At 44.6% G+C, this 21,602-nt stretch carries 20 protein-coding genes; 8 read left to right on the top strand and 12 right to left on the bottom strand.

Annotation, left to right across the window (positions count from 1 at the left end):
- Window positions 1-23: 23 nt before the first annotated feature.
- A complete protein-coding gene (locus IDJ77_RS00475; protein WP_191186957.1) occupies window positions 24-410 on the top strand; it encodes a nuclear transport factor 2 family protein in 387 nt (128 codons plus the stop codon).
- Between the two features lie 167 nt (window positions 411-577).
- Here the strand turns inward: IDJ77_RS00475 and IDJ77_RS00470 are convergent, their stop codons facing one another.
- The 4 genes from IDJ77_RS00470 to IDJ77_RS00455 all read right to left on the bottom strand — a co-directional run bounded on the left by IDJ77_RS00470 (window position 578) and on the right by IDJ77_RS00455 (window position 4,580).
- A complete protein-coding gene (locus IDJ77_RS00470; protein ID WP_191186956.1) occupies window positions 578-1,225 on the bottom strand; it encodes a hypothetical protein in 648 nt (215 codons plus the stop codon).
- Between the two features lie 73 nt (window positions 1,226-1,298).
- Window positions 1,299-3,380 carry a ComEC/Rec2 family competence protein gene (locus tag IDJ77_RS00465; RefSeq protein ID WP_191186955.1) on the bottom strand — a complete coding sequence of 694 codons (2,082 nt, stop codon included), beginning with the start codon at window positions 3,378-3,380 and terminating at the stop codon, window positions 1,299-1,301.
- Window positions 3,381-3,456: 76 nt separating this feature from the next.
- Window positions 3,457-3,792, bottom strand: a complete 336-nt coding sequence (locus IDJ77_RS00460; protein WP_191186954.1) for a MerR family transcriptional regulator — start codon at window positions 3,790-3,792, stop codon at window positions 3,457-3,459.
- A 239-nt stretch (window positions 3,793-4,031) separates the two neighbouring features.
- On the bottom strand, window positions 4,032-4,580 hold the full coding sequence (locus tag IDJ77_RS00455) for an AAA family ATPase (protein ID WP_191186953.1): 549 nt from the start codon (window positions 4,578-4,580) through the stop codon (window positions 4,032-4,034).
- A 475-nt stretch (window positions 4,581-5,055) separates the two neighbouring features.
- Here IDJ77_RS00455 and alaS point away from each other — a divergent pair, with 475 nt between their 5' ends.
- Window positions 5,056-7,815, top strand: coding sequence for an alanine--tRNA ligase (alaS, locus tag IDJ77_RS00450; protein WP_191186952.1), 2,760 nt, complete (start codon window positions 5,056-5,058; stop codon window positions 7,813-7,815).
- Window positions 7,816-8,049: 234 nt separating this feature from the next.
- Here alaS and IDJ77_RS00445 read toward each other — a convergent pair whose 3' ends face one another.
- Window positions 8,050-8,565 (bottom strand): hypothetical protein, encoded by a 516-nt coding sequence (locus IDJ77_RS00445; protein WP_191186951.1) that lies wholly within the window; start codon window positions 8,563-8,565, stop codon window positions 8,050-8,052.
- Between the two features lie 278 nt (window positions 8,566-8,843).
- On the opposite strand from IDJ77_RS00445, the gene gatB reads away from it, so the two are divergent.
- From gatB to IDJ77_RS00430, 3 genes are all read left to right on the top strand, one after another.
- A complete protein-coding gene (gatB, locus tag IDJ77_RS00440) occupies window positions 8,844-10,313 on the top strand; it encodes an Asp-tRNA(Asn)/Glu-tRNA(Gln) amidotransferase subunit GatB (RefSeq protein ID WP_191186950.1) in 1,470 nt (489 codons plus the stop codon).
- A gap of 4 nt (window positions 10,314-10,317) precedes the next feature.
- Complete coding sequence (locus tag IDJ77_RS00435; protein WP_191186949.1) at window positions 10,318-11,430, top strand: TlpA disulfide reductase family protein; 1,113 nt, start codon at window positions 10,318-10,320, stop codon at window positions 11,428-11,430.
- Between the two features lie 106 nt (window positions 11,431-11,536).
- A complete protein-coding gene (locus IDJ77_RS00430; protein ID WP_191186948.1) occupies window positions 11,537-12,226 on the top strand; it encodes a response regulator transcription factor in 690 nt (229 codons plus the stop codon).
- Between the two features lie 88 nt (window positions 12,227-12,314).
- On the opposite strand, the gene IDJ77_RS00425 is transcribed toward IDJ77_RS00430, so the two are convergent.
- The gene (locus IDJ77_RS00425) at window positions 12,315-12,875 is read right to left on the bottom strand and encodes a hypothetical protein (protein ID WP_191186947.1); all 561 of its coding nucleotides are present in this window, start codon (window positions 12,873-12,875) and stop codon (window positions 12,315-12,317) included.
- Window positions 12,876-13,025: 150 nt separating this feature from the next.
- On the opposite strand from IDJ77_RS00425, the gene IDJ77_RS00420 reads away from it, so the two are divergent.
- Window positions 13,026-13,745 carry an RluA family pseudouridine synthase gene (locus tag IDJ77_RS00420; RefSeq protein ID WP_191186946.1) on the top strand — a complete coding sequence of 240 codons (720 nt, stop codon included), beginning with the start codon at window positions 13,026-13,028 and terminating at the stop codon, window positions 13,743-13,745.
- Between the two features lie 138 nt (window positions 13,746-13,883).
- Here the strand turns inward: IDJ77_RS00420 and IDJ77_RS00415 are convergent, their stop codons facing one another.
- On the bottom strand, window positions 13,884-14,096 hold the full coding sequence (locus tag IDJ77_RS00415) for a hypothetical protein (protein ID WP_191186945.1): 213 nt from the start codon (window positions 14,094-14,096) through the stop codon (window positions 13,884-13,886).
- Window positions 14,097-14,357: 261 nt separating this feature from the next.
- Here IDJ77_RS00415 and IDJ77_RS00410 point away from each other — a divergent pair, with 261 nt between their 5' ends.
- A complete protein-coding gene (locus tag IDJ77_RS00410; protein ID WP_191186944.1) occupies window positions 14,358-15,800 on the top strand; it encodes a tetratricopeptide repeat protein in 1,443 nt (480 codons plus the stop codon).
- On the opposite strand, the gene IDJ77_RS00405 is transcribed toward IDJ77_RS00410, so the two are convergent.
- The 4 genes from IDJ77_RS00405 to IDJ77_RS00390 all read right to left on the bottom strand — a co-directional run bounded on the left by IDJ77_RS00405 (window position 15,790) and on the right by IDJ77_RS00390 (window position 18,138).
- The gene (locus tag IDJ77_RS00405) at window positions 15,790-16,515 is read right to left on the bottom strand and encodes a class I SAM-dependent methyltransferase (protein WP_224750914.1); all 726 of its coding nucleotides are present in this window, start codon (window positions 16,513-16,515) and stop codon (window positions 15,790-15,792) included. The two genes, IDJ77_RS00410 and IDJ77_RS00405, sit on opposite strands and share 11 nt — an antisense overlap.
- A 91-nt stretch (window positions 16,516-16,606) precedes the next feature.
- Window positions 16,607-17,041, bottom strand: coding sequence for an RrF2 family transcriptional regulator (locus IDJ77_RS00400; RefSeq protein WP_128534764.1), 435 nt, complete (start codon window positions 17,039-17,041; stop codon window positions 16,607-16,609).
- 70 nt (window positions 17,042-17,111) lie between these two features.
- Window positions 17,112-17,390 (bottom strand): SelT/SelW/SelH family protein, encoded by a 279-nt coding sequence (locus IDJ77_RS00395; protein WP_191186943.1) that lies wholly within the window; start codon window positions 17,388-17,390, stop codon window positions 17,112-17,114.
- Between the two features lie 19 nt (window positions 17,391-17,409).
- Window positions 17,410-18,138, bottom strand: coding sequence for an NrtR DNA-binding winged helix domain-containing protein (locus IDJ77_RS00390; protein WP_191186942.1), 729 nt, complete (start codon window positions 18,136-18,138; stop codon window positions 17,410-17,412).
- Window positions 18,139-18,277: 139 nt separating this feature from the next.
- Between IDJ77_RS00390 and IDJ77_RS00385 the strand changes: the two genes are divergently transcribed.
- Window positions 18,278-19,906 (top strand): carboxylesterase/lipase family protein, encoded by a 1,629-nt coding sequence (locus IDJ77_RS00385; protein WP_191186941.1) that lies wholly within the window; start codon window positions 18,278-18,280, stop codon window positions 19,904-19,906.
- A 56-nt stretch (window positions 19,907-19,962) separates the two neighbouring features.
- Here IDJ77_RS00385 and IDJ77_RS00380 read toward each other — a convergent pair whose 3' ends face one another.
- Window positions 19,963-21,519, bottom strand: coding sequence for an FAD-dependent oxidoreductase (locus tag IDJ77_RS00380; protein ID WP_191186940.1), 1,557 nt, complete (start codon window positions 21,517-21,519; stop codon window positions 19,963-19,965).
- Between the last annotated feature and the right edge of the window lie 83 nt (window positions 21,520-21,602).

Genomic DNA, 21,602 nt, shown 5'->3' with positions numbered 1-21,602 from the left:
TTGTTCTTTAAATCAAAAGAAAGATGACGAATTTAGAAATTGTTAGAAGCACTTACGAAGGTAAGACCTCGGAAGAAAACGGTAAAAACCTTGCCAAATACGTAGCTGAAGATATCAGTTGGACTGAAGCTAAAGGCTTCCCGTACGGCGGGACTTATATCGGCCTGGATAGTATTACCAAAAATGTGTTCAGCCGCTTGGGTAGCGAATGGATCTATTACAAATTTACGCCGGAAGATTATGTGGCCAGCGATGATAAAGTAGTGGCCTATGGCACCTACACGGGCACCTATAAAATCACCGGCAAACCGTTTGAAGCAAGGGTAGCCCACCTGTGGAAGTTAAATGATGGAAAAATTATAAGTTTTGAACAATTTGTAGATAGCCAACCTGTAATTAACGCCATGTAATACCAAGTATGGCCGTAAGCAAAGATCTTAAAACCCAATCCCGGTGGGAATACAGATTTAAGATGGCCCAGCTTTTTCGCGCCGCCAGATTTCAAAGCATAGGGCTATAAAAAACAAAACCCCGGTAGCGCATCGCATTACCGGGGTTCTTTATTCATAACAACGGATTACATACCGCCGCCGCTCATGGCTTTCAGGTCGTCCATGGTGATCCTTTCGAAATCGCCGGGGATACCAAATGTGCCTGCTGGAGCTTTTTGCTCAACAATGCTTTTGATAGTAACCTCGCTTGACTGGCCATCCTGGAAACTGGTGTACTGGATAGGCACGCCACCCGCGCCCTGGTAATACTTAGCGATAGCGGTTGTTGGTAAAGAGATATCGTTAGTTATCCAGATGTCGTAAGTTTTGCTTGTTTTAGTATCAGTAGCAACTACTTTTTTGCAGTTAAAGCCATTGATCACCTTGGTTTCGGTACCTGGTGCAAATGTTAGCACAGGCATTTTAGCCTTGGCTTCTTCAATTTCGGCCGGAGATAAAACAGCTGCTTTTTTGATAGACGCGATAGAAACATCAACCAAAATGGCCATAAAGGTGGCTTTAGCATCAGATATTACTTTGATACTTGCGGGGCCGGCTGTGAAAGCCAACGCGGCAGAATCTGGCCTGAAGTAGCTTTTAGCCTCGGTAGCCTGGCCCATCATGCTGGTGCTAATGGTTGCAACACCCTCTGTGTAGGCTTTTTGAGCGTTCGCGTTAATGGCTGTTGCAGTAAGGGCAAGGCCCATGGCAACCGTAAATAGTTTAATCTTCATAGTGTTAGTTTAATGAATACAATTTAGTGTGTAATTAACTGAGATGCAAATTATTTATAAAATATAGAAATTATTATGGTTTAGATGCGATAATGATGGATTTGTTACGCTTTAATATTTTACAATGTACAGTAATATTTTTTAGTTTATCAATATACTTATCAGAATTGCTTCCGTCTACAATCAGCGTATGGTCGTTTACTGTACCGGTATCTATAAAAGCATTTCCGCTAATGTACAGGTAATCTATATCCAATTGCCGGGGGATAGACTGTGCCGGCGCCGTTTGGTTTAACAGCAACACCCGTTTATCAAAAAACTGCAGCAGGTTTTGCTGCTTGATGAGGTAGGGCAAGCGGATGTTATCTGCTAAATGAATAACCTTATAATTTATTACGCGCATACTATCCAGCCCCGGCTGGATGGTGTACTGATAGGTTTTATCGGTATCGCTCAGGTCGGTAAGTACCACGCCGCTACCACCGTTCTTGAACACGATGCCGGTATGTTTACGCAGGCTAAGAAAAGTGATGGACCGCGCTTCATCGCTGTTGAATTTCTTATAACTGATGCTGATGCAAAAAAGCAGCGTGGCTATCAGCGATGTTTTGAGTAGCCATGTCTTCTTTTTATCATAAATAAAATAGAAAAGGCCTATAATAATAATGTATAGCAGCAAATGCTCCGCGTGGGTTAACCAGATCTTACTGATGCTTGCATATGGGGCCTGCTCTATATAAGCAAGCGCTTTGTTCATCAGCAGGATGCTGTGTTCCAAAATATGACCTAACCATTGGGATAGGTATGGTATCTGTGGCAGCACAAGCAATAATAAACCGGTGTACATAATTACGGCTGCCGGCACAATGATGAGCAGGTTGCTTATTAAAAAATAAAGCGGGAACTGGTGGAAATAAAACGCGCTCAGCGGAAAGGTGATTACCTGCGCAGAGATGGACACAGAGCAGGCCGTCCATAAATAATTAGCCGCGCGATTTTTAAATTCCACCCACTCGTATACTATCGGTTGAAAAACAATCAATCCGGCAACGGCGAGGTAGGAGAGCTGGAAACCAACATCCATAAGCAAAAAAGGGTCGTAAAGCAGTAGCACAAAGGCCGAGAACGCCAGCAGGTTGAGGCTGTTGATATACCTTACAAAAGCCTGCCCGCAGATCACCATACTGATCATTAAAGCCGCCCTGTTTACCGCAGGCGAGAAACCCGTGAGGAGGGCATAACTCCATATAAGCACAATAATAACAAGCACTTTGATCACCTTCCCTTTGGAGCGCCCCTTGCGGAAACTCAGTGCCCAACCCAGCAACACAAAAATAATAGCCACATGCCCGCCCGAAACCGACAGGATATGAATGGTGCCTGTTTTAGAGTAAGCCTGCAATACATCGTTACTCAAATCGGCCTTGTACCCCAATATTAGGGTGGATGCTACCGCGATGGCGGTGGTATCCTGCATATTGGCCTTTAACTTCTTCACCAGGTTTTGGCGCGTTTGCAGGGCGTAGGCTATCACCGGGTTGCCCTGTCCGGCTTTAATGATATGGTATTGCCTTGGGTACAAAAACACCTGGTGGTATACATTTTTATTAGCCAGGTAGCGCTTGTAATTAAACTCGCCGGGGTTATACGGCGGTTCAACCGGGGAATAGCTGGCGGGTATCAGTAATTCTTCACCGTAGAATAAGTTGGTGGCCAGCTCATCTTTTATCGCGATGAGCAGGGTACCGCTGGCGCTCGTTGCCTTGCCCTTTTGGATGGTTTGTACCACATCCGCGGTGAACCTCACGATATCCCCCTTAACCTTTGGTTCGGAATTGATATGCACCACCAGGTATTTGGCAGATGTTTTAGAAAAATGGTCGGTATTGTTTAACTGGTAATGCTGCACGGTCACCAGCCAGCCGGCAAGTAAAAGGATAGGGGCGATAAGCAACCCGCCCAGCCAGCTTTTTTTATAAATGCCCAGTTTAGCGTAACCAATATTTAACGCGATAAATAACAGGCTTAACGCAAGTAAAGGGATAATTAAAGCTACTGCGCCCGTGCCAGGATAATTAAGCCCCAGCCCAATGCCCGCCATAAACGGAAGTAATAAAACTACAATGGTAATTTCGCCTTTGTGCGTAGCTATCATACAGGTTTTCCCGGCTCTGCATCAAACAGAACAATAAGGTTTAAGGAAATAAAAGTAGCTTATCTGCGGCAGATTTTTATATCTCGTCGCGCACTTCCAGCAGGAATTTTTTGAGGTTCTCCAGCGAATCTATCACGCGCTGGTTGTCGCGACTATCGCCAATGTTGCTTTTCAGGTAGTCCTTAGCGCCTTGCAGGGTATAGCCCTTATCGCGGATGAGGTTAAAAATGATCTTAAAGTTCTCCAGGTCCTCCGGTGTAAAGTAACGGTTGCCCTTTTTATTCTTTTTGGGCTGCAGTACATCAAACTCCTTCTCGTAAAACCGTATCAGCGACTGATTAACATCAAACATGGCCGACACCTCGCCCATGGTATAGTACATTTTGCTGATCTCGCGTTCTTTGTAAGGCATACGCAAAGGTAGGTTTTTAGTCGGAAAGTCCGCAAGTTCGGAAAGTCGGATTTGGGTTATTTTTTAAGTTTTAATAGTGATTTTGTGTCTTCATAATACTTCTTTATCTCATCCCAAGGGCGGGCCGAAACGAACTTACGCATTTGTTATCAACTATAAAACTTGGGCATTGCCTTCGGCCCGGGCTGTCTGCTCATACTGCACAGGCATTAGCCACAGGCCGGTATCCGCGCCCATCCCTAATGCAGGCCTATTCCACTTAAAAAATGCATCACCCGCTCAATTCTTTCTTCCACCGTGGTATCGCCCCGTATCTCCAGTACTTTTGCATCAACCCGGCTTAGCCAATCCTCGTGGGCTTTAATATTGCGCCCGCTGAAGGTAACGTCGTCGTATTTCTCGGCCCAGGCTACAAACTCCCGGTGCTGTTGTGCGCGTGCAGGGTTGGTATAAATAATGTCGCCATAGCGTTCCAGTTCCCGGGCTGTCAGGCGCCTCATGCGCAGATCATGCGGGATGTAGAGGAACACTACTACATCAAACATTTCTTCCCAGTCGGCACCCCATTTAATTACCGAGCCGGCCTGTACCCAGCTATTGTGCTTAGCCATATCAGCTTTGATGCTTGCGTTACGTAGTTCCGGCTCCCGCTTGGTGGTATAAGGCGGGTCGGTAAGCACCCAAAAGTATTCGTCGGTATCAAAAAAAGGGATGTGGAGACGTTCTGCCAGCGCGCGGCCCAGGGTAGTGGAGCCCGCGCAGGACGCGCCCATGATCTGTATTTTCATAAAGGATTTGAAAGGGGCGAATTTAGCAATTTACCTAATTGTCTGAACCATGATGCGCCTGATTTAAGGATTGCTTGATTTGAAAAGGTTTTCCCTACCGTCAGCAGAGGAGCTTCGGGCGAAAAGGGGCAGAACGCGGTGGGCCGTGGGCGGGAGGGGCATAGTGAATGTTTGCTGAAGCGTGGGCAAGAGCGGCGAAGCGCAGGGCAAATTTTCACAGCCCGTGGTTCTGTGCGTTTTGCAGGGCAAAGGCCCGTGCGGCAAAGAAGCCTTTCTGCTGAAAGCATTTTTGCTTCTTTTGATGCTTCAAAAGAAGTAGCCCCTGCGGCAATGAGCAGACGATGATTTCATTTAAGCATAATGCATCAGCAAATGGGGGGTATAGATGCATCGCTATCGCACAGCATAACAAAGGGCTATATAATCAAATTCGAGTTCCGACAAATTCGGAGTAATTTCTACCTTTGTCCCCATTATGACAGCTACCCAAATCCGCCAGGCATTTCTTGATTTTTTTGCCTCCAAGGGGCACGTTATTGTGCCCAGCGCGCCTATTGTAATCAAAAACGACCCCACCCTCATGTTCACCAACGCGGGGATGAACCAGTTTAAAGATATATTTTTGGGCGAAGCACCTGCTAAAGCGCCGCGCGTAACTGATACCCAGCGCTGCCTGCGCGTAAGCGGCAAGCATAACGATTTGGAGGAAGTAGGGATTGATACCTATCACCATACCATGTTCGAGATGCTGGGCAACTGGAGCTTTGGCGACTACTTCAAAAAAGACGCCATTGCCTGGAGCTGGGAACTGCTTACCGAAGTTTACAAACTGGACAAGGACCGACTGTACGTAACCTACTTTGAAGGCGACGAAAAGGAAGGCCTGGAAAAAGATACCGAAACCTACGAACTGTGGAAACAATATGTAGATGAAAGCCACATCCTCCCCGGCAACAAAAAGGATAACTTTTGGGAAATGGGCGAAACCGGCCCCTGCGGCCCCTGCTCGGAAGTGCACTTCGACAGTCGCCCGGATAACGAGCGTGCCGAAGTAAGCGGTGCAGCCCTTGTTAACGCCGATCACGACCAGGTGATCGAGATCTGGAACAACGTTTTCATGCAGTTCAATCGCGTAAAAGATGGTTCGCTGCATCCGCTGCCTAACAAACATGTGGACACCGGGATGGGCTTTGAGCGTTTGGTGCGGGTGCTGCAAGGCAAAACAAGTAACTACGATACCGACGTTTTCCAGCCGATGATCCAGTTCATTGCGGAGAAATCGAACAAGACATATAACAGCGCCGCCAAACCCGGCGATACTGATTGGGCCGATGCCGTAGCCATGCGCGTACTGGCCGACCATATCCGCGCCATTAGCTTTGCTATTGCCGATGGGCAACTACCTGCAAGCAATAAAGCAGGTTATGTTATCCGCAGGATCTTACGCCGTGCGGTGCGTTACAGTTATCAGACTTTGGGCTTTAAAGAGCCATTCTTTAACGAGTTGGTGCCTTTGTTGGCAGAGCAATTTAAAGGTGTATTTGACGAATTGTACTCACAAAAGAATTTTGTGCAGAAAGTTATTTTGGAGGAAGAGGTAGCGTTTTTACGGACGCTGGCCGCCGGAATAAGAATATTTAATGAGTACACCGTAAAATTGGTTGAAACCGACGGAACCGATAATATTGCTGCAATTAATGGTGACAATAAAATCAGCCCTTTAACCAATAAGCAACTTCAAAATATTAATTCGATTGGAAACAGGCAGATAACAGGAGAGATAGCTTTCGAACTTTCAGATACCTATGGCTTCCCAATCGATTTAACTGAGTTGATGGCCAGAGAAAAAGGATGGACAGTAGATACAGAAGGATTTAACGTTGCACTTCAACTTCAAAAAGAACGTTCCCGCGCAGCGACAACAGTGGACACAGGTGATTGGATTTTCGTTTTTCGATCTGATCAAGAAGAAAACGAAGAGCCGGAAATAATAGAGTTTACAGGTTACGATGACACCAAAACTATTGCCCATGTGGTCAAATACCGTAATGTTAACACTAAGGGTAAGGAGCAATTTCAAATCGTTTTAGATAGAACACCTTTTTATGCCGAAAGCGGCGGCCAGGTAGGTGATAAGGGCGAATTGGTTTTTCCCAATGGGGAGATTATCGAAGTTACGGATACTAAAAAAGAGAACGGTTTGATTGTGCATTTCGTCGATAAATTACCGGCCACGCTGGGAGATGCCTTAACTGCCATGGTTGACCCGGAGAAACGCAACAGCACAAACAATAACCATAGCGCCACGCACCTGCTGCATGCCGCCATGAAACAGGTATTGGGTACACACGTAAACCAAAAAGGCTCTTTAGTTAATGCCGATTACCTGCGTTTCGATTTTTCGCACTTCGCTAAAGTGACGGAAGAGGAACTGGCACGCATAGAAGCTATTGTAAACGAAAAGATTCGCCAGAATATCTATTTGCAGGAAGAACGCAGTGTACCTTATCAACAAGCCATCAGCAGCGGCGTAACCGCCCTGTTCGGCGAAAAGTATGGTGATTTTGTACGGGTGATCACCTTTGATGCATCGTTCAGTAAAGAGCTTTGCGGTGGCACGCACGTAAAAGCAACCGGGCAGATCGGCTACTTTAAAATTGTATCAGAAAGTGCCGTAGCAGCTGGTGTTCGCCGTATCGAGGCCATTACCGGCATCGCGGCAGAAAACTACATCAACGAGCAAACCAAACTGGTACAGCAGGTAAAAGAACTGCTGAAGAACCCTAAGGATATCGGGAAAAGCATCGAAAGCCTGCTGGAGGAAAACAATCGACTCAAAAAAGAGATCGAGAAATCGGTATTGGAGAAATCATCCGGCTTAAAAGATGAATTGGCAAAAAAGGCAGAGAATATCAACGGTATCAATTTCATCGCCCAAAGGGTGGAGCTGCCTAATGCTGATGCGGTGAAGAACCTGGCCTATAACTTAAAGGATATCGTTTCCGACCTGTTCCTGGTGCTGGCTGCCGAAATAAACGGCAAACCCAACATCACCGTAATGATAGCGGAGAATTTGGTAAAAGATAAAGGCCTGCATGCGGGTAACATTGTAAAAGAATTGGCCAAAGAAGTAAAAGGCGGCGGCGGTGGCCAGCCCTTCTACGCCACAGCCGGCGGCAGCGATGTTAGCGGGATAGATAATGCACTGGCGAAGGCGAAAACGTTTATTGTATAGGTGAACGCTTTTCTAATCCGTTTTGTCATTTCGATGAGCAGCGGGGAGAAAAGAGCGGGGCGCGAAGAGAAAACTTGTTAGATGAACAGTAGCGACATTACATAGTCATCACTTAGCATGCCTAACAAGATTTCTCGTCGCTGCGCTTCCCTCGAAAAGACAAAATAATAACAGTAAAAAAAGAGAGCCCTTCGAGTGATCGAAGGGCTCTCTTTTTGTATGTAGTATTGCTACTTAGTGTTTGCCGTGACCTTTGCCATTTCCACCACCATGGCCCTTGCCTTTGCCACCACCACCGCCATTTCCATGGCCGGGGTTACCCTTGTTAACGTACACATTTTTGCGTACATAGTTTTTGTTATGCGCGGCGTAAGAATTACCACGAACAATCACCTGTTTGTTAGAACCTTTGTATTTGGCGTAACGGGTACGGTCGGTAGTAAAGTAGCGGTAAGCCTGGGGGCGGTTCACAACTACTTTGTAGCCGTTATTAATATTGTAGCTGCTGTATCGTGGTGGCAAAGCGTTTCTAAAAACCCATTGGCCGCCATCCATATAAACGTACTGGTGTTTAGGCACGTAGTAATAGCTTTCTACATCGGGCAAATAAACGTATTGCGCGGTAGCATATTCGGCCGGTGGTGTCCAGGTGCCAATATTTACATTAAGGCTTACCTGTGCTTTGGTTTGGGTAACAGATGCGGCAAGGAAAAAACAACTTGCCAGCATCCCTAAAATAATTTTTTTCATGATATCGTAAAGTGTAAGTGTCCGTATATTTAGATACGTTATGATACAGACAGAATAAAAGGCAAATGGTTTAAGAAATTTATGATATTCCCAATTAAAGGCTGGCTTTATTGTTAAAGTAAAAATATTATCTTCAATAGATAATCATTGCTATTTTTAGCATTTTAGCATGGTTTATTACGATACAGGTAATACATTTGAAAAAATACCCCAAAAAATATAAATAACATTATATTTGGAAGGTTCAAACCAATGCTGTACAGCAGCTGAATTATAATATGGCAGTTCTAACAGGCGGCGTGAGTGATAAATATGAGTTAGTTGTAGGATTAGAGATACACGCGCAATTATCCACTTTAAGTAAGGCATTCTCTTCGGATTCGGCGGCTTTTGGCGCCGGGCCAAATGAGCATGTGAGTCCGGTTTCGCTTGGGCACCCGGGCACATTACCGCGCATCAACAAAAAAATGGTGGAATACGCCGTTAAAATGGGCTTGGCATGTAATTGCAGTATCAACCTTACAAATACCTTTGCGCGTAAAAACTATTTCTACGCCGATCTGCCCAAAGGTTTCCAAACCACGCAGGATCAGCGTCCCATTTGCATAGGCGGGCACGTTACCGTAAAACTTGCGAATCATACTACCAAAGATATCGCCATCCATCATATCCACATGGAAGATGATGCCGGCAAAAGCTCGCACGATCAGCACGACGAGTATTCCCTTATCGACCTGAACAGGGCAGGGGTACCGCTGATAGAAATAGTTTCGCAGCCCGATCTGCGCAGCGCTGAAGAAGCGGGCCAGTTTTTAACAGAAGTACGCCGCCTTTTACGTTACCTGGAGATCTGCGATGGCAATATGGAAGAGGGCAGTATGCGCTGCGATGCCAATATCTCGGTACGCTTACACGGTGCGGCCGAATACGGCAACCGCTGCGAGGTGAAGAACTTAAATTCCATCCGCAATGTGCAGCGCGCTATCGAGCATGAATTTGCGCGGCAGGTGGAAGTGATAGAAGCCGGCGGCCATATAGATCAAAATACACTAAACTTTAATGCTGATACTGGCGAAACATCGGTTCTTCGTTCCAAAGAAATGGCTAATGATTACCGCTATTTCCCGGAGCCCGACCTGCTCCCCGTGCAACTTACCGATACCTATTTAGAGGATATCCGCAAGCAAATGCCGGCCTTACCTAAAGAGCTGTTTGCCAAATACACTACCGAATTTGGATTGTCGGATTACGATGCCGGCGTTATCACAGCCGATAAGCAATTTGCCGCCTACTTTGAAGAGATCGTTAAACATACCAGCCACTATAAATCTGCCGCCAACTGGCTGATGGGTGCGGTTAGTTCTTATATTAACGATCATAGCGTCCACATTACAGATCTTGCGCTAAAACCTGCTACGCTTGCCGGGCTCATCAAATTGGTGGATGATGGCAAGGTGAACAACTCGGTAGCATCACATAAAATATTTCCTGAAATGCTGAAAGGAAATGATAAAACTGCCGACCAAATAGCCAAAGAGCTTAATTTGCTTATCAGCGATGATTCTTCCCAGCTGGATGAATTTATACACGCAGCACTGGCCAAATTCCCGGATAAGGTGATAGAATACCAAAAGGGAAAAAAGGGCGTTTTAGGCTTGTTTATGGGCGAGATAATGAAAATTTCCAAAGGGAAGATCGACCCTAAAAAAACCAATCAGCTTTTAATAAAAGAATTAGAATCTAAATAGAAAAATGAAGATCCGTCTGCTTACCTGTATTATTTTTTCGTTAGCTGTTTTTTTTACTTCCTGTAAGGATAGCGATAGTTTCACTATCTCGGGCACCCTGGCCAATACCGGTAAAATAGGCAAAGTTACCCTGCTGCTTGCAGATAGCACCGGCGCAAGCCCTATAGATTCGGTTGAGGTAAGCGGCGGCAAATTTACATTTAAACACAAGGCGCCTTATGCAAGCCTGTACAAACTGAGGATAGCCGGCCGCGTATTTGATTTTGTGGCGCAAAATGGCGACGATATTAAGTTTAACACCGACCTGAACGATGTGGCGCATAACTACGAGATCTCAGGTTCTGAGCCATCTGAACGTATAAAGGAGTTTAACAGGATCAGTAATATTTATGGCGAGAAGAACGGCAAGCTTTCTGACGAGTACATCGCTAAATCTGAAGCGCTCGGCCACGAGTCTGATTCGCTGCTAAAAGTTTACATGCCCGTTTTTCAGAAAAACCTTGCTGATTATAGCCAGGAAGTGCTGAAATTTATGGATAAGAACAAACATTCCTTAGCCGGTTTTTACGCTGCTACTTCGCTCGATCCGATAAAGTATGAGCAACAGCTGGTTGCTTACTCGGATGAAATTAAGGATGATTTTAAAGATAACCCGGATGTGGCCAGGTTTAAACATCAGATGGAAATAGCCAAACCTGTATCGGTAGGGCACAAAGCTCCTGAGTTTGCCATAGCCTCGATAGACGGCAAAGAGGTGAAATTATCTGATTATAAAGGTAAATACGTGATGCTTGATTTTTGGGCGTCGTGGTGTATGCCTTGCCGTAAGGAAAACCCAAATGTGGTGAAGCAATACGCTAAATTCCGTAACAAAGGGTTTAATATCCTTGGGATATCGTTGGATGTGGAGAAGAAAGCCTGGGCTTCGGCCATAAAAAGCGACAACCTTACGTGGGCGCATGTATCTGATCTTCAGAATTTTGAAGGGACAACAGAGCGCCTGTACCGCGTGCAAGCTATCCCCTCAAACTTTATTATCGACCCACAAGGAAACATCGCCGCCAAGAACATAACCGGCGCCGATTTGGAAGCTTTTTTAAACAAGACATTTAATTAGCCTAAACAATACGTTAAATTTTTACAGTAGTTAACAATTTGTTAATATGTATTTAACCGTATGCTTGCATTAACAGCATACATTTATACAAAAATTTAACCTGCCCATGAGCACCGTAAAACAAAAGATCTTAATTGTTGACGACGAACCCGATATTTTAGAGCTGATAGAATATAACCTCAAAAAAGAAGGTTACCAGGTTTACTCCGCCCGCAACGGACAGGAAGCCGTAGCCGAAGCCAAAAAAACACTTCCCGATCTTATTGTACTGGATATTATGATGCCAAAGATGGACGGCATCGAAGCATGCCGTATTATGCGCACCATGCCCGAGTTTAAAAATACCTTTATGGTTTTTTTAACTGCCCGGAGCGAAGAATATTCGGAAATCGCCGGTTTTAACGTAGGTGCTGATGATTACATAGCAAAACCTATTAAGCCGCGGGCGCTGGTGAGCCGCATTAACGCTATCCTGCGCCGTAATGCACCACCCGAAGAAGTTACCGATAACAAATTAGAAATTGGCGACCTGGTGATCGATCGCGAAGCCTACCTGGTTTATCAAAAAGGCGTAAAAGTAATATTGGCCAAAAAGGAATTTGAACTGCTTTACCTGCTGGCCTCAAAACCCGGCAAGGTTTACACCCGCGAAGTGATCCTGAAAAATATCTGGGAAGATTCGGTGGTGGTAACCAACCGTACCATTGATGTACACATCCGCAAACTGCGCGAAAAACTTGGTGATGAAGTTGTAGCCACCGTAAAAGGCGTAGGTTACAAGTTTGAAGCCAGGTAGATGAAATAAAAACAGGCCCCGAAATTTCGGGGCCTGTTTTGTTATTACACTTGCCAATGCTCAAATTCGGCAGATATTAACAATAAGCTTAGGCTTTTGCCGCGGCTTTTTTGCGGGTAGCGGTAGTTGCTGCCTTCTTAACCGATGCAGCACCTGTTTTTGCAGCGCTTGTTGTGGCTTTAGCTTTATAAGTTGCACTGGTTTTGGTAGCCGCTACCGACTTTTTAGCATCTGCAACGGTTGCTTTCGCTTTGTTAGCGATGGTTTTGACTTTATCATCCGCTTTCGCTTTAATTTCAGCGGCGGTTTCTTTGGCTGTTGCTGTTACCGCTTTTGCTTTATCGGTCGCTTTAGCTTTTACTTCGGCTGTTTCTTTTTTGGCTTTTGCGGCGGTATCGTTCACTTTTTTGCTTATCACTGCTTTAGTTTCGGTTGCTTTTTTAGCAACCGTGCTTTTTGCTGCAGACGCTTTTTTGGTGGCGTTTGCCTTTTTTGCGGTAACAGATTCTTTAATATCATCTATCTTGTCTTCCGCTTTTTCTTTCAGGTCTTCGGCGGTGTCTTTGGTGCCTTCCCAAAATTCTTCAATCGTTTCTTTTATTTTTTCAAAAAAACCCTTTTCCTCGGGCTGCGTGCTTTCTGTGCTCATGGTATTTTTAATTTAGGTACATGGTTAATGTTGTTTTTCAAGGGTAATAACAGCAGCAGATATAATTTGTTTTTAGCCCGGATATTCTGTTCTCAGATACATAGGCCGGATTAAATTAATAAACCGTATTTTTGCCGGCTATATTAAAATATGAAATTTCCAAAATTTGCCGACCTGATCCTGTTTGAGAACGATGATATAATTGTGGTGAACAAACCGCCGTTTATCAGTTCGCTGGATGAGCGCGAGGGCGGCGAGATAAATATGCTTCGCCTGGCAAGGCAATATACCGATGATGCCCAGATATGTCACCGCCTTGATAAAGAGACCTCCGGGGCACTTATTATAGCTAAAAACCCGGAAGCATACCGCGCGGTAAGTATGCAATTTGAAAGGCGGAAAGTAAAAAAAGTTTACCACGCTGTAATAGATGGTACACATGTGTTTGAGGAGTTGTTTATAGATCTGCCTATCCTCAATGTGGGTAAAGGTACCGTAACCATCAGCCGCCAGGAAGGCAAGCGCGCCGAAACCTGGTTTCAATCATTAAAATACTATAAACACTATACTTTGGTAGAGTGCCGCCCGGTAACGGGCCGTATGCACCAGATCCGTATCCATTTGGCCACGCAACGGGCATCCATAGCCGGCGACGAGATGTACAAAGGCCAGCCGGTTTTCCTCTCTAAACTTAAACGCAAATACCAGTTAGGTAAGGATCAGGAAGAACTGCCTATAATGAAGCGTTTTGCCCTGCATGCTTACGAGGTAACCTTTAAACTGGTGAACGAAGAAGAAGTAACCATCCACGCGCCTTATCCAAAAGATTTTGAAACGCTTTTGAAACTGCTGGATAAGTTTGATAGCTAATAAGCTAACTGATATAATACGTCAGTTTTGAACAGGATGCCTTCTGTTTAAAAAAAGACAATAATTAACGCACAAAAAAAGCCGATACATTAATTTAATGTATCGGCTTTAATATTATTAAAGCTAAAATTTAGCTGATTATTTGCTTGGTGGAGTTGTATCTCTCAGGAATGTTGCGCTTGCAGGCGGAGTTGTATCCTTAAACGTTTTGAAAGACGGCGGAGTAGTGTCTTTTTTCGATTTTGAAATAGCACCAATTGTACCTTTTGGTTTAACAGAATGGTCTTTTTGGCAAGAGTAGATGCTCATAGCAACAACGGCCATAGCAACAAAAGGTATAATTTTTTTCATGTGTATATTTAGTAGGTTTTTATATTGTTCCTTTAAAAATTATGTAAAGATATAAAATATTTTTATAACCAAGTATTAATACGTGGTTTTTAAAAAAAAGTTTCAAAAAAAAGTTTTTTTTGAAAACGGTCAAGTATAATTTTCTATAATTTGTTTTTATCAAAGGCAACCGTAAATTTATAGAAAATATACTTCATGCGTAGAACGCTTATTATTCTTATAAGTTTTACATTTTCATTTTTTTTAACTCTGCAGGCACAAGTGCCTAAAAGTGCTGTTGTGCCCTTTCGCCAGTCAAAAATAAATCAAGATACATTAGCCAATATCCTGGAGCAGAAAGACGATTTTACAAGGCAAAAGAGGTTGGTTGTTTTTATAAAAAATTATATACAAGCCTCTGCAGAGGATAAGCTTTTGGCTGTGCAAGATACTTTTAACCAGGTGTTTACAAAATATAGCATGGTTGATAGAGACGCATTCTCTAATTTTATGGCAAGTTTTGCGTTGTACAAAAAGCACAATTTAAAAGATGCCGAAGTATACATGAACAAGGCCATTCAGTTGGCCGAAAAAAAGAACGACGCCTATCTTTTGTTTCAGTTTTACACGCATTTGGGCTTCATTCAAACCGACCAGGGCAACTTTATCGGGGCTGTTTTTAACTACCGCCTCGCCAAAAAAGAAGTGGCAAAACTGAAGGATAAGCTGCCGGATAATCGCCCGCAGGCATCTTTAAACATTAACATTTCTGATCTTTATTACAAATCGGGCTTTTATATCCAGTCTTTAAACTACCTCGACAAGGCTTTGGCTCTGATAAGTAATGACGAAAAGAACATGAATTTGCTCTCGAGCGTTATATATTATAATAAATCTGAAAATTATTTCAGGCAAAATAATATTGATTCGCTGAAAGCTTATCATGCAAAACTGAACGATCCGCGAAACAAGAATTACAAAATATTCAATTACAGGCAGCGCACCGCTTATTATATTACGCTGCTGAAGCACGATTACCCATTGGCCATTAAACAAATAATTGCCATGGAAAAAAGCCCTAAATACATTTACAACGACCTGGAGGAGCAGCGCCTTGCCGATGCTTATTTTATGAACGGGCAGCTGGACTCTGCAAAAAAGAAGATAGATGCGCAGTTAACCATTGCCGCAGCAAATAACCACCCCGAAATTAAGTACCACTTTTACGATGTGCTGGCACAAATAGCGCAGCAAAAGGGCGATAACAAACTGGCATCATATAATTATATGCTGGCACTAAAGGAGTCGCAGGAGAATAACCTGCGCTTAACCCAGGTAGGGGATATCTCCTCGCAAATAAAAATAGACGAGGCCGAAAACTCTTATACACAACGCACAGCCATTTACGAAAAAGAGCGGCTTTGGCTAATATTTATGGTGATAGTAGCCGCTTTAATAATTGTGGCTATCGCGCTGATCTATCGTAACGTAAAGCAAAAACGCCATTACGAGCAGCTTTTATTTGCTACCAAAAAGGCCGAGCTTGCTTTTATCAATTCGCACGAGGTACGCAAACACCTTACCAACATCCTGGGTATTATGGATATAATACAGCATAGTGATAATAACAAAGAGGAATATAAGCAATGCGAAGAGTACCTGCTTAGTTCTGCCAAACGCCTTGATGAGGCTATTAAGAACATTTCCGAAAAAATTAACGAATAGCTTTAATCCCTCTGGTAAACCAGGAAATGCTGTATCGGCATAAATTCGCGGCGCTGCACCAGTGGAAACCGTTTGCTTTCATTTCTTTATTTACCTGGGCTACGCTCATTTTATGCAGTACTTTTATTGGTACCCCGGGGTCTTCGGCGCGGTACTCCAGTAACAATAGCTTTCCTTTTGGTTTTAGCGATAGGCGTATAGCCTGTAGCATCTCCTGCGGGTAAAGCAACTCATGGTATACATCTACCATTATAGCCAGGTCGATAGCATTGGCAGGTAAGTTTGTGGAGCGTTCTCCGCCCTTTATAACAGTAACATTATTTTGTTGTAGTTGCCGGCTCTTGTTTATCAGGTATTTAATGGCGTCATCCTGTATCTCTACGGCGTAGATCTTTCCCTGGGCCAATTTAGGCGCTATCCTGAAGGTATAATAACCCGTGCCTGCGCCTATATCGGCAACTATGCTATTTTTGCTAATGGGTAGCTTAGATATAGCAAGCTCAGCGTTCTCTTCCCGTTGTCGGCTATCGCGCTCCAGCCCTGCGGCGCCGTCAAAACTCATTACCTGCGCAATCTCCCGGCCAAGATAAAATTTACCCTCACCGCCCGCAGAGGCCGATTTATAAGTGTAAACCTTACCTGTTTGCTGCGCGGATAATTTAAAGCATACTGCTAAGGCATAAAGTAATAACCAGGCATGTTTTACATTGAGCATATTTACTTAACGTAAAACAGCCCTGCTAAGTTTTATTGTACAGGTGGATGATGGAAAGGTTGTCGGCTTAAGATTTAGGTTGTGCGTTTGCTTACAGGTTTATCAAATTGGTCTCCCTTGCAATAATATCGGCTATGCTGGTTTCTGATAGTATTTTTAGCGAAGCATCGCGTACTTCAATAAAAACATCACGGATACCGCAGGTAGTTTCCTGGTGGCATTCGTCGCAACGGTGGTAAAAGTTTAAGCTGGCGCAAGGCACCATAGCTATTGGTCCATCGGTAATACGCATAATGCTTACCAAAAATATCTCCTTTGGATCCTTATTTAAGCTGTAACCACCGCCTGCGCCCTTTTTACTGTATAAAAAACCCGCGTTGCGAAGGTCTAAAAGGATCTGTTCCAGAAATTTCTTCGGAATTTTCTCTACTTCGGCAATTTTAGATATCTGCATAGGCGGTTTATCCATGTTTTTGCCCATGGCTACCAGCGCTTTTATAGCGTATTTAGTTTTTTTGGATAGCATTTTAAAAATTAAGCTGCAAAGTTACGTAAACAAAATTTGTTAAGCTAACAGGCGAAAATTAAGTAAAAAATTATGATTTATCTGAGTGGCCCAAATTTTTCCCGGGACTGACTGTATCCCTCACCAATTGTTTCAATTCTTTTATCTCCGGGAAACGCCCCTGTTGTTTTCTGTCAAAGATCTCGGCATCGTTTACTCTTATCGTATAACGCCCGCTGGTTTCGCTTGGTTGCAGCGTTACACCATAAAGTTCATCACTAAATGTTGTAAGCAGTTCCTGGGCCATGTATGCGGCGCGCAGCAGCCAGTTGCATTTGGGGCAATATTCTATAATAACCGTAGGTTTCATCGGTTATAAAAGTAACAACTTATTTATAAACAAAGCGATATAAATAAGGTGCTTTATGTGCACCGCCGCTATATTTTTTTGCAACCCGCTCCAGTATACCCAGGCCAAGCATTTTCCGCTGAAATGCGGGCCGAAGCAAACTTTTGCCTAATATAGTTTCGTAGAGGCTTTGCAGATCGCCCATGGTAAAATCCTCGGGCAGTAGGTTAAAGCCGATCAGTTTATCATCCAGCATTATCCTTAGCGAATCAAGCGCTTTGTTTACAATGGCGGTATGATCTTGTATCAGTGGCGGCAAGGCATTAAGGTGATACCAGCCGCAGCTGTCAAATATTTTATCGGGGGTGGGTGTAACCTTAGTAAAATCTACCAGCGCAAAATAGCCCACGCTGATAAAGCGCTGCAGCAGCCAGTGGTCGGCATCGGGTTCGGTTCCGTTTGCAGCCATAAAGGAGGCGAATGGGGTAGGGTCGTGCCGGGCCAGGTCGCCAAATACATGGAATTGCTCTAAAAAAATATCGGTTAAACCTGTTCGCTCGGATGCTACGCGTTTTGCAGCATCGTTAAGGTTCTCGTTTTGGCGGATAAAACCACCGGGCAGCGCATAAAGCCCGGTTTTACTGTATTGCATCAGCAGCACCTTCAGTTGTTTATCGTGAAAGCCGAATATTACCGCGTCCACGGCGAGGTGAGGAATAAATCCTTCTCCCGTCGGGTGGTCTTCTTTTGATGTGGGTTGATCGCTCATTATTTTGCCCGCCGTAAACAAATAAATTTGATAATGCCAATATTACAAATTATTATTGTAACATAATGATACAATAGTCAACTGCTTAAAAATGATGCTTATTGTTCATGTAAATCCAACCAAAATAAACCAAATTCGAATGAAAAAATTAACACTTTTTGTGCTTGTACAAATGGCCGTTACCGTGGCTGTGGCACAAACACTAATTAAAACCGACAAAGGGCAGGTTGAAGGCGTTACCGAAAAATCTGGTGTTATCAGCTTTAAAGGTATCCCGTTTGCGCAACCACCGATAGGTGATCTGCGCTGGAAAGATCCGCAGCCGGCAAACAGCTGGGGCGGCATACGCAAATGCGATGCCTTTGGCTATAACCCTATGCAAAAAAAGGTGTTTGGCGATATGGGCTTCCGTTCGCCGGGCATGAGCGAAGATTGCCTGTACCTTAATGTATGGGTGCCTGCCAAAAAAACGAAGGAAAAAATGCCGGTGTTGGTTTATTTCTATGGCGGCGGCTTTGTGGCCGGCGATGGCTCAGAAGCGCGGTACGATGGTGAGAGTATGGCTAAGCGTGGTATTATAGCACTTACGGTTAATTACCGCCTGGGGGTATTCGGCTTTATGGCGCACCCGGAATTGAGTAAAGAATCTCCGCACAAATCATCAGGTAATTATGCGCTGATGGATCAGAACGCGGCGTTGCGCTGGGTGCAAGCCAATATAGCTGCTTTTGGCGGCGACCCAAAACGGGTTACCATTGCCGGCGAATCGGCAGGTTCTATAGCGGTATCGGCACAAATGGTTTCGCCACTATCAAAAGGATTAATAGCCGGCGCAATAGGAGAGAGCGGTGCCATGATAAAACCAACACTTGCCGCCATCCCACTGGCCGAGGCTGAAGGCAACGGCACAAAATTCGCCGAAAAGGTTGGTGCGGCCAATTTAGCTGCTTTACGCGCTATACCTGCCGGCGAACTATTGGAGCAGGCATCCAAACAAGGTATGCCGCCACTATCATCAGGTAATATCGACGGATATTTTCTCACCAAAAAGCCTGCCGATGTTTTTGCTGCCGGCGAGCAGGCAAAAGTGCCGCTGCTGGTTGGCTGGAACTCTGCCGAGATACCCTTCCAGGCGGTGATGTACGGGCTGCCGCCAACGCCCGAGAATTATGCTAAACAACTGAAAATGTTTTATGCCGATAAAGCCGACGAAGTACTTAAACTGTACCCCGGTGCAACACAGGAAGAGGTGCTGAAATCGGCCACGGAATTGGCCAGCGACCGGTTTATATCCTACAGTACCTGGAAATGGGCCGACCTGCACACCCAAACCAGCGGCAAACCGGTTTATCGTTACCTGTTCTCGAAACCAAGGCCGGCCATGACGGCCAAAATGGGTAACGCCAGGGCGGGCCTTGCAGGTGGTATTATTAAAGACGATGGCACCAAGCCCGCCGCAAAAGCACCCGAAGTATATGTTGGGGCTGCGCACGCGTCAGAAATTGAATATGCAATGGGCAACCTTGCTACCAACCTAACCTACGCCTGGACACCTAAGGACTACAAAGTATCCGCCACCATGGAAGCTTACTTTGCCAACTTTATTAAAACCGGCAACCCTAATGGTGCAGCTGTGCCAAAATGGACCGGCAATACAAAGGGCAGCCCGGTATCGTTCATCAACATCAATGTGAAAACGGTGTTAGAAAAAGAAAGCCCACAGCTTAGGGGCCGGTACCTGTTCCTTGATAAGGAGTACACCAAGTAATTAGTGTAAATATATGGTGGAAGCCGCTCTTACTTTGGTAGGAGCGGCTCACTGTTTTATAGAATGGTCACCTTTTGCAGATCGGTGCGTGGCGGGCCTGTAAGTACTTTGCCATCAATATCAAACCTGCCGCCATGGCAAGGGCAATCCCAACTGGTTTCGGCAGGGTTAAAGCACACGATACATTTGGCATGGGTGCAAACCGGGTTTAGAGCGGTTACCTTACCTTCGGCATCTTTGTAAACAGCCAGTTTTTCACCCTGGTACTTTACAATACTGCCGGTACCTGCTTCTATCTCCTTTAGGGAGTCGATACTGTCCGCGGTTAACCTGTCGGCAATAAACCGATAGGCCACATCGGCGTTCTCTTTCACAAACTCCATAAAGCCTGCTACAGGTTTTATCCGCGACGGGCTAAATAATGCAAAATATTCGTTTTCCTTACCAAGGATAGCATCACTAATCATCTTACCGGAGATGGTACCAAACGTCATTCCATTACCATTGAATCCCGTTGCAATGTACATATTATCGTACCCGGCAGGCAATTTCCCAATGTAAGGCAGGCCATCAGCGGGTACATAATATTGCGACGACCATTTAAAGCTAACTTCGGCCACATCATAATACTGGCGGACGTATTGCTCCAGGGTTTCATAAGCGGCCTCTGGGTCATCGTGTCCGGTTTTGTGGTCTTCGCCGCCTACGATCATATATTTTTTACCGTCGATGATATGCGAACGGAAATAATGATAGGGGTCTTTACTGTCGTAAGAAAGCGCATCAGTGTAGGCGTTTTCATTGCCGAGCCTAAGTCCTAAAACATAACTACGGTAGGGCGCACATTTAAAGTTTAATACATTGATACCCGGAGGCAGGTGCGTAGCATATACCAGGTTTTTTGCTTTGATTTTTATCGTATCACCCTGCGCAGAATGCACACCATCTTCGTAGGAACTGTCACGGATAAAGGTGTTTTCCAATATTACACCGCCGGCTCCCACAAAGGCTTCCGCAAGTTTAAATATATATTTAAGCGGATGGAACTGCCCTTGTTCTTTAAATACGATTGATTTTATAAAAGGAACATTTAAGCCATTCTTTGTAGCTTCTTCAACTTTTATACCTGCACGTTGAGATGCTGACATGATCTCGCCCAGCATTTTTACCTCTTCGTCAGTTTCGGCATACAGGTAGCCGTCTTTATACTCCAGGTCGCAGTCTATATTATACTGCTTAACGTTGTCGGTAATTAATGCAAACGCCTCTTTACCGCATTTTGCTAATAGTTTCGCGCCGTCTTCGCCGAAATCGCTGTCTACTTCGGCGTAGGTGGCATCAAAAAACGTATTAAGATGGGCGGATGTGCCGCCGGTGGTGCCGTAGCCAATGGTATATGCCTCGGCAAGTACACACTGTTTGCCTTGTTTTTGCAACATTAGCGCTGTAGTTAAGCCGGTTATGCCGCCGCCAACTATTAAGGCATCGTAAATATTGGCCTCTTCAAAAATATCGGCTGCATTATTCAATGTGTACGGCCCTTTTTGCCAAGGACTTAGTAATTGGCTGTCGCGAAGGGTTTGGTTACGGGGTAGGGCGTTGTTTTTTTCCATAGCTGTATCAGGTTAATAAAAAAGCCTTCCCAATAATGTTGAGAAGGCCTTATATCAGGCATCAATTGTTAAACAAATGTGAT

Source organism: Mucilaginibacter pankratovii (genome assembly GCF_014773265.1).
GTDB lineage: Bacteria > Bacteroidota > Bacteroidia > Sphingobacteriales > Sphingobacteriaceae > Mucilaginibacter > Mucilaginibacter pankratovii.
The sequence above is the reverse complement of the archived record's forward strand: the minus strand, read 5'-3'. Positions and strand labels throughout refer to the sequence as shown.

Coding starts and splice junctions, on each gene's coding strand:
- IDJ77_RS00475 (WP_191186957.1), top strand. CDS start 24: ATGACGAATTTAGAAATTGTTAGAAGCACTTACGAAGGTAAGACCTCG.
- IDJ77_RS00470 (WP_191186956.1), bottom strand. CDS start 1,225: ATGAAGATTAAACTATTTACGGTTGCCATGGGCCTTGCCCTTACTGCA.
- IDJ77_RS00465 (WP_191186955.1), bottom strand. CDS start 3,380: ATGATAGCTACGCACAAAGGCGAAATTACCATTGTAGTTTTATTACTT.
- IDJ77_RS00460 (WP_191186954.1), bottom strand. CDS start 3,792: ATGCCTTACAAAGAACGCGAGATCAGCAAAATGTACTATACCATGGGC.
- IDJ77_RS00455 (WP_191186953.1), bottom strand. CDS start 4,580: ATGAAAATACAGATCATGGGCGCGTCCTGCGCGGGCTCCACTACCCTG.
- alaS (WP_191186952.1), top strand. CDS start 5,056: ATGACAGCTACCCAAATCCGCCAGGCATTTCTTGATTTTTTTGCCTCC.
- IDJ77_RS00445 (WP_191186951.1), bottom strand. CDS start 8,565: ATGAAAAAAATTATTTTAGGGATGCTGGCAAGTTGTTTTTTCCTTGCC.
- gatB (WP_191186950.1), top strand. CDS start 8,844: ATGGCAGTTCTAACAGGCGGCGTGAGTGATAAATATGAGTTAGTTGTA.
- IDJ77_RS00435 (WP_191186949.1), top strand. CDS start 10,318: ATGAAGATCCGTCTGCTTACCTGTATTATTTTTTCGTTAGCTGTTTTT.
- IDJ77_RS00430 (WP_191186948.1), top strand. CDS start 11,537: ATGAGCACCGTAAAACAAAAGATCTTAATTGTTGACGACGAACCCGAT.
- IDJ77_RS00425 (WP_191186947.1), bottom strand. CDS start 12,875: ATGAGCACAGAAAGCACGCAGCCCGAGGAAAAGGGTTTTTTTGAAAAA.
- IDJ77_RS00420 (WP_191186946.1), top strand. CDS start 13,026: ATGAAATTTCCAAAATTTGCCGACCTGATCCTGTTTGAGAACGATGAT.
- IDJ77_RS00415 (WP_191186945.1), bottom strand. CDS start 14,096: ATGAAAAAAATTATACCTTTTGTTGCTATGGCCGTTGTTGCTATGAGC.
- IDJ77_RS00405 (WP_224750914.1), bottom strand. CDS start 16,515: ATGCTCAATGTAAAACATGCCTGGTTATTACTTTATGCCTTAGCAGTA.
- IDJ77_RS00400 (WP_128534764.1), bottom strand. CDS start 17,041: ATGCTATCCAAAAAAACTAAATACGCTATAAAAGCGCTGGTAGCCATG.
- IDJ77_RS00395 (WP_191186943.1), bottom strand. CDS start 17,390: ATGAAACCTACGGTTATTATAGAATATTGCCCCAAATGCAACTGGCTG.
- IDJ77_RS00390 (WP_191186942.1), bottom strand. CDS start 18,138: ATGAGCGATCAACCCACATCAAAAGAAGACCACCCGACGGGAGAAGGA.
- IDJ77_RS00385 (WP_191186941.1), top strand. CDS start 18,278: ATGAAAAAATTAACACTTTTTGTGCTTGTACAAATGGCCGTTACCGTG.
- IDJ77_RS00380 (WP_191186940.1), bottom strand. CDS start 21,519: ATGGAAAAAAACAACGCCCTACCCCGTAACCAAACCCTTCGCGACAGC.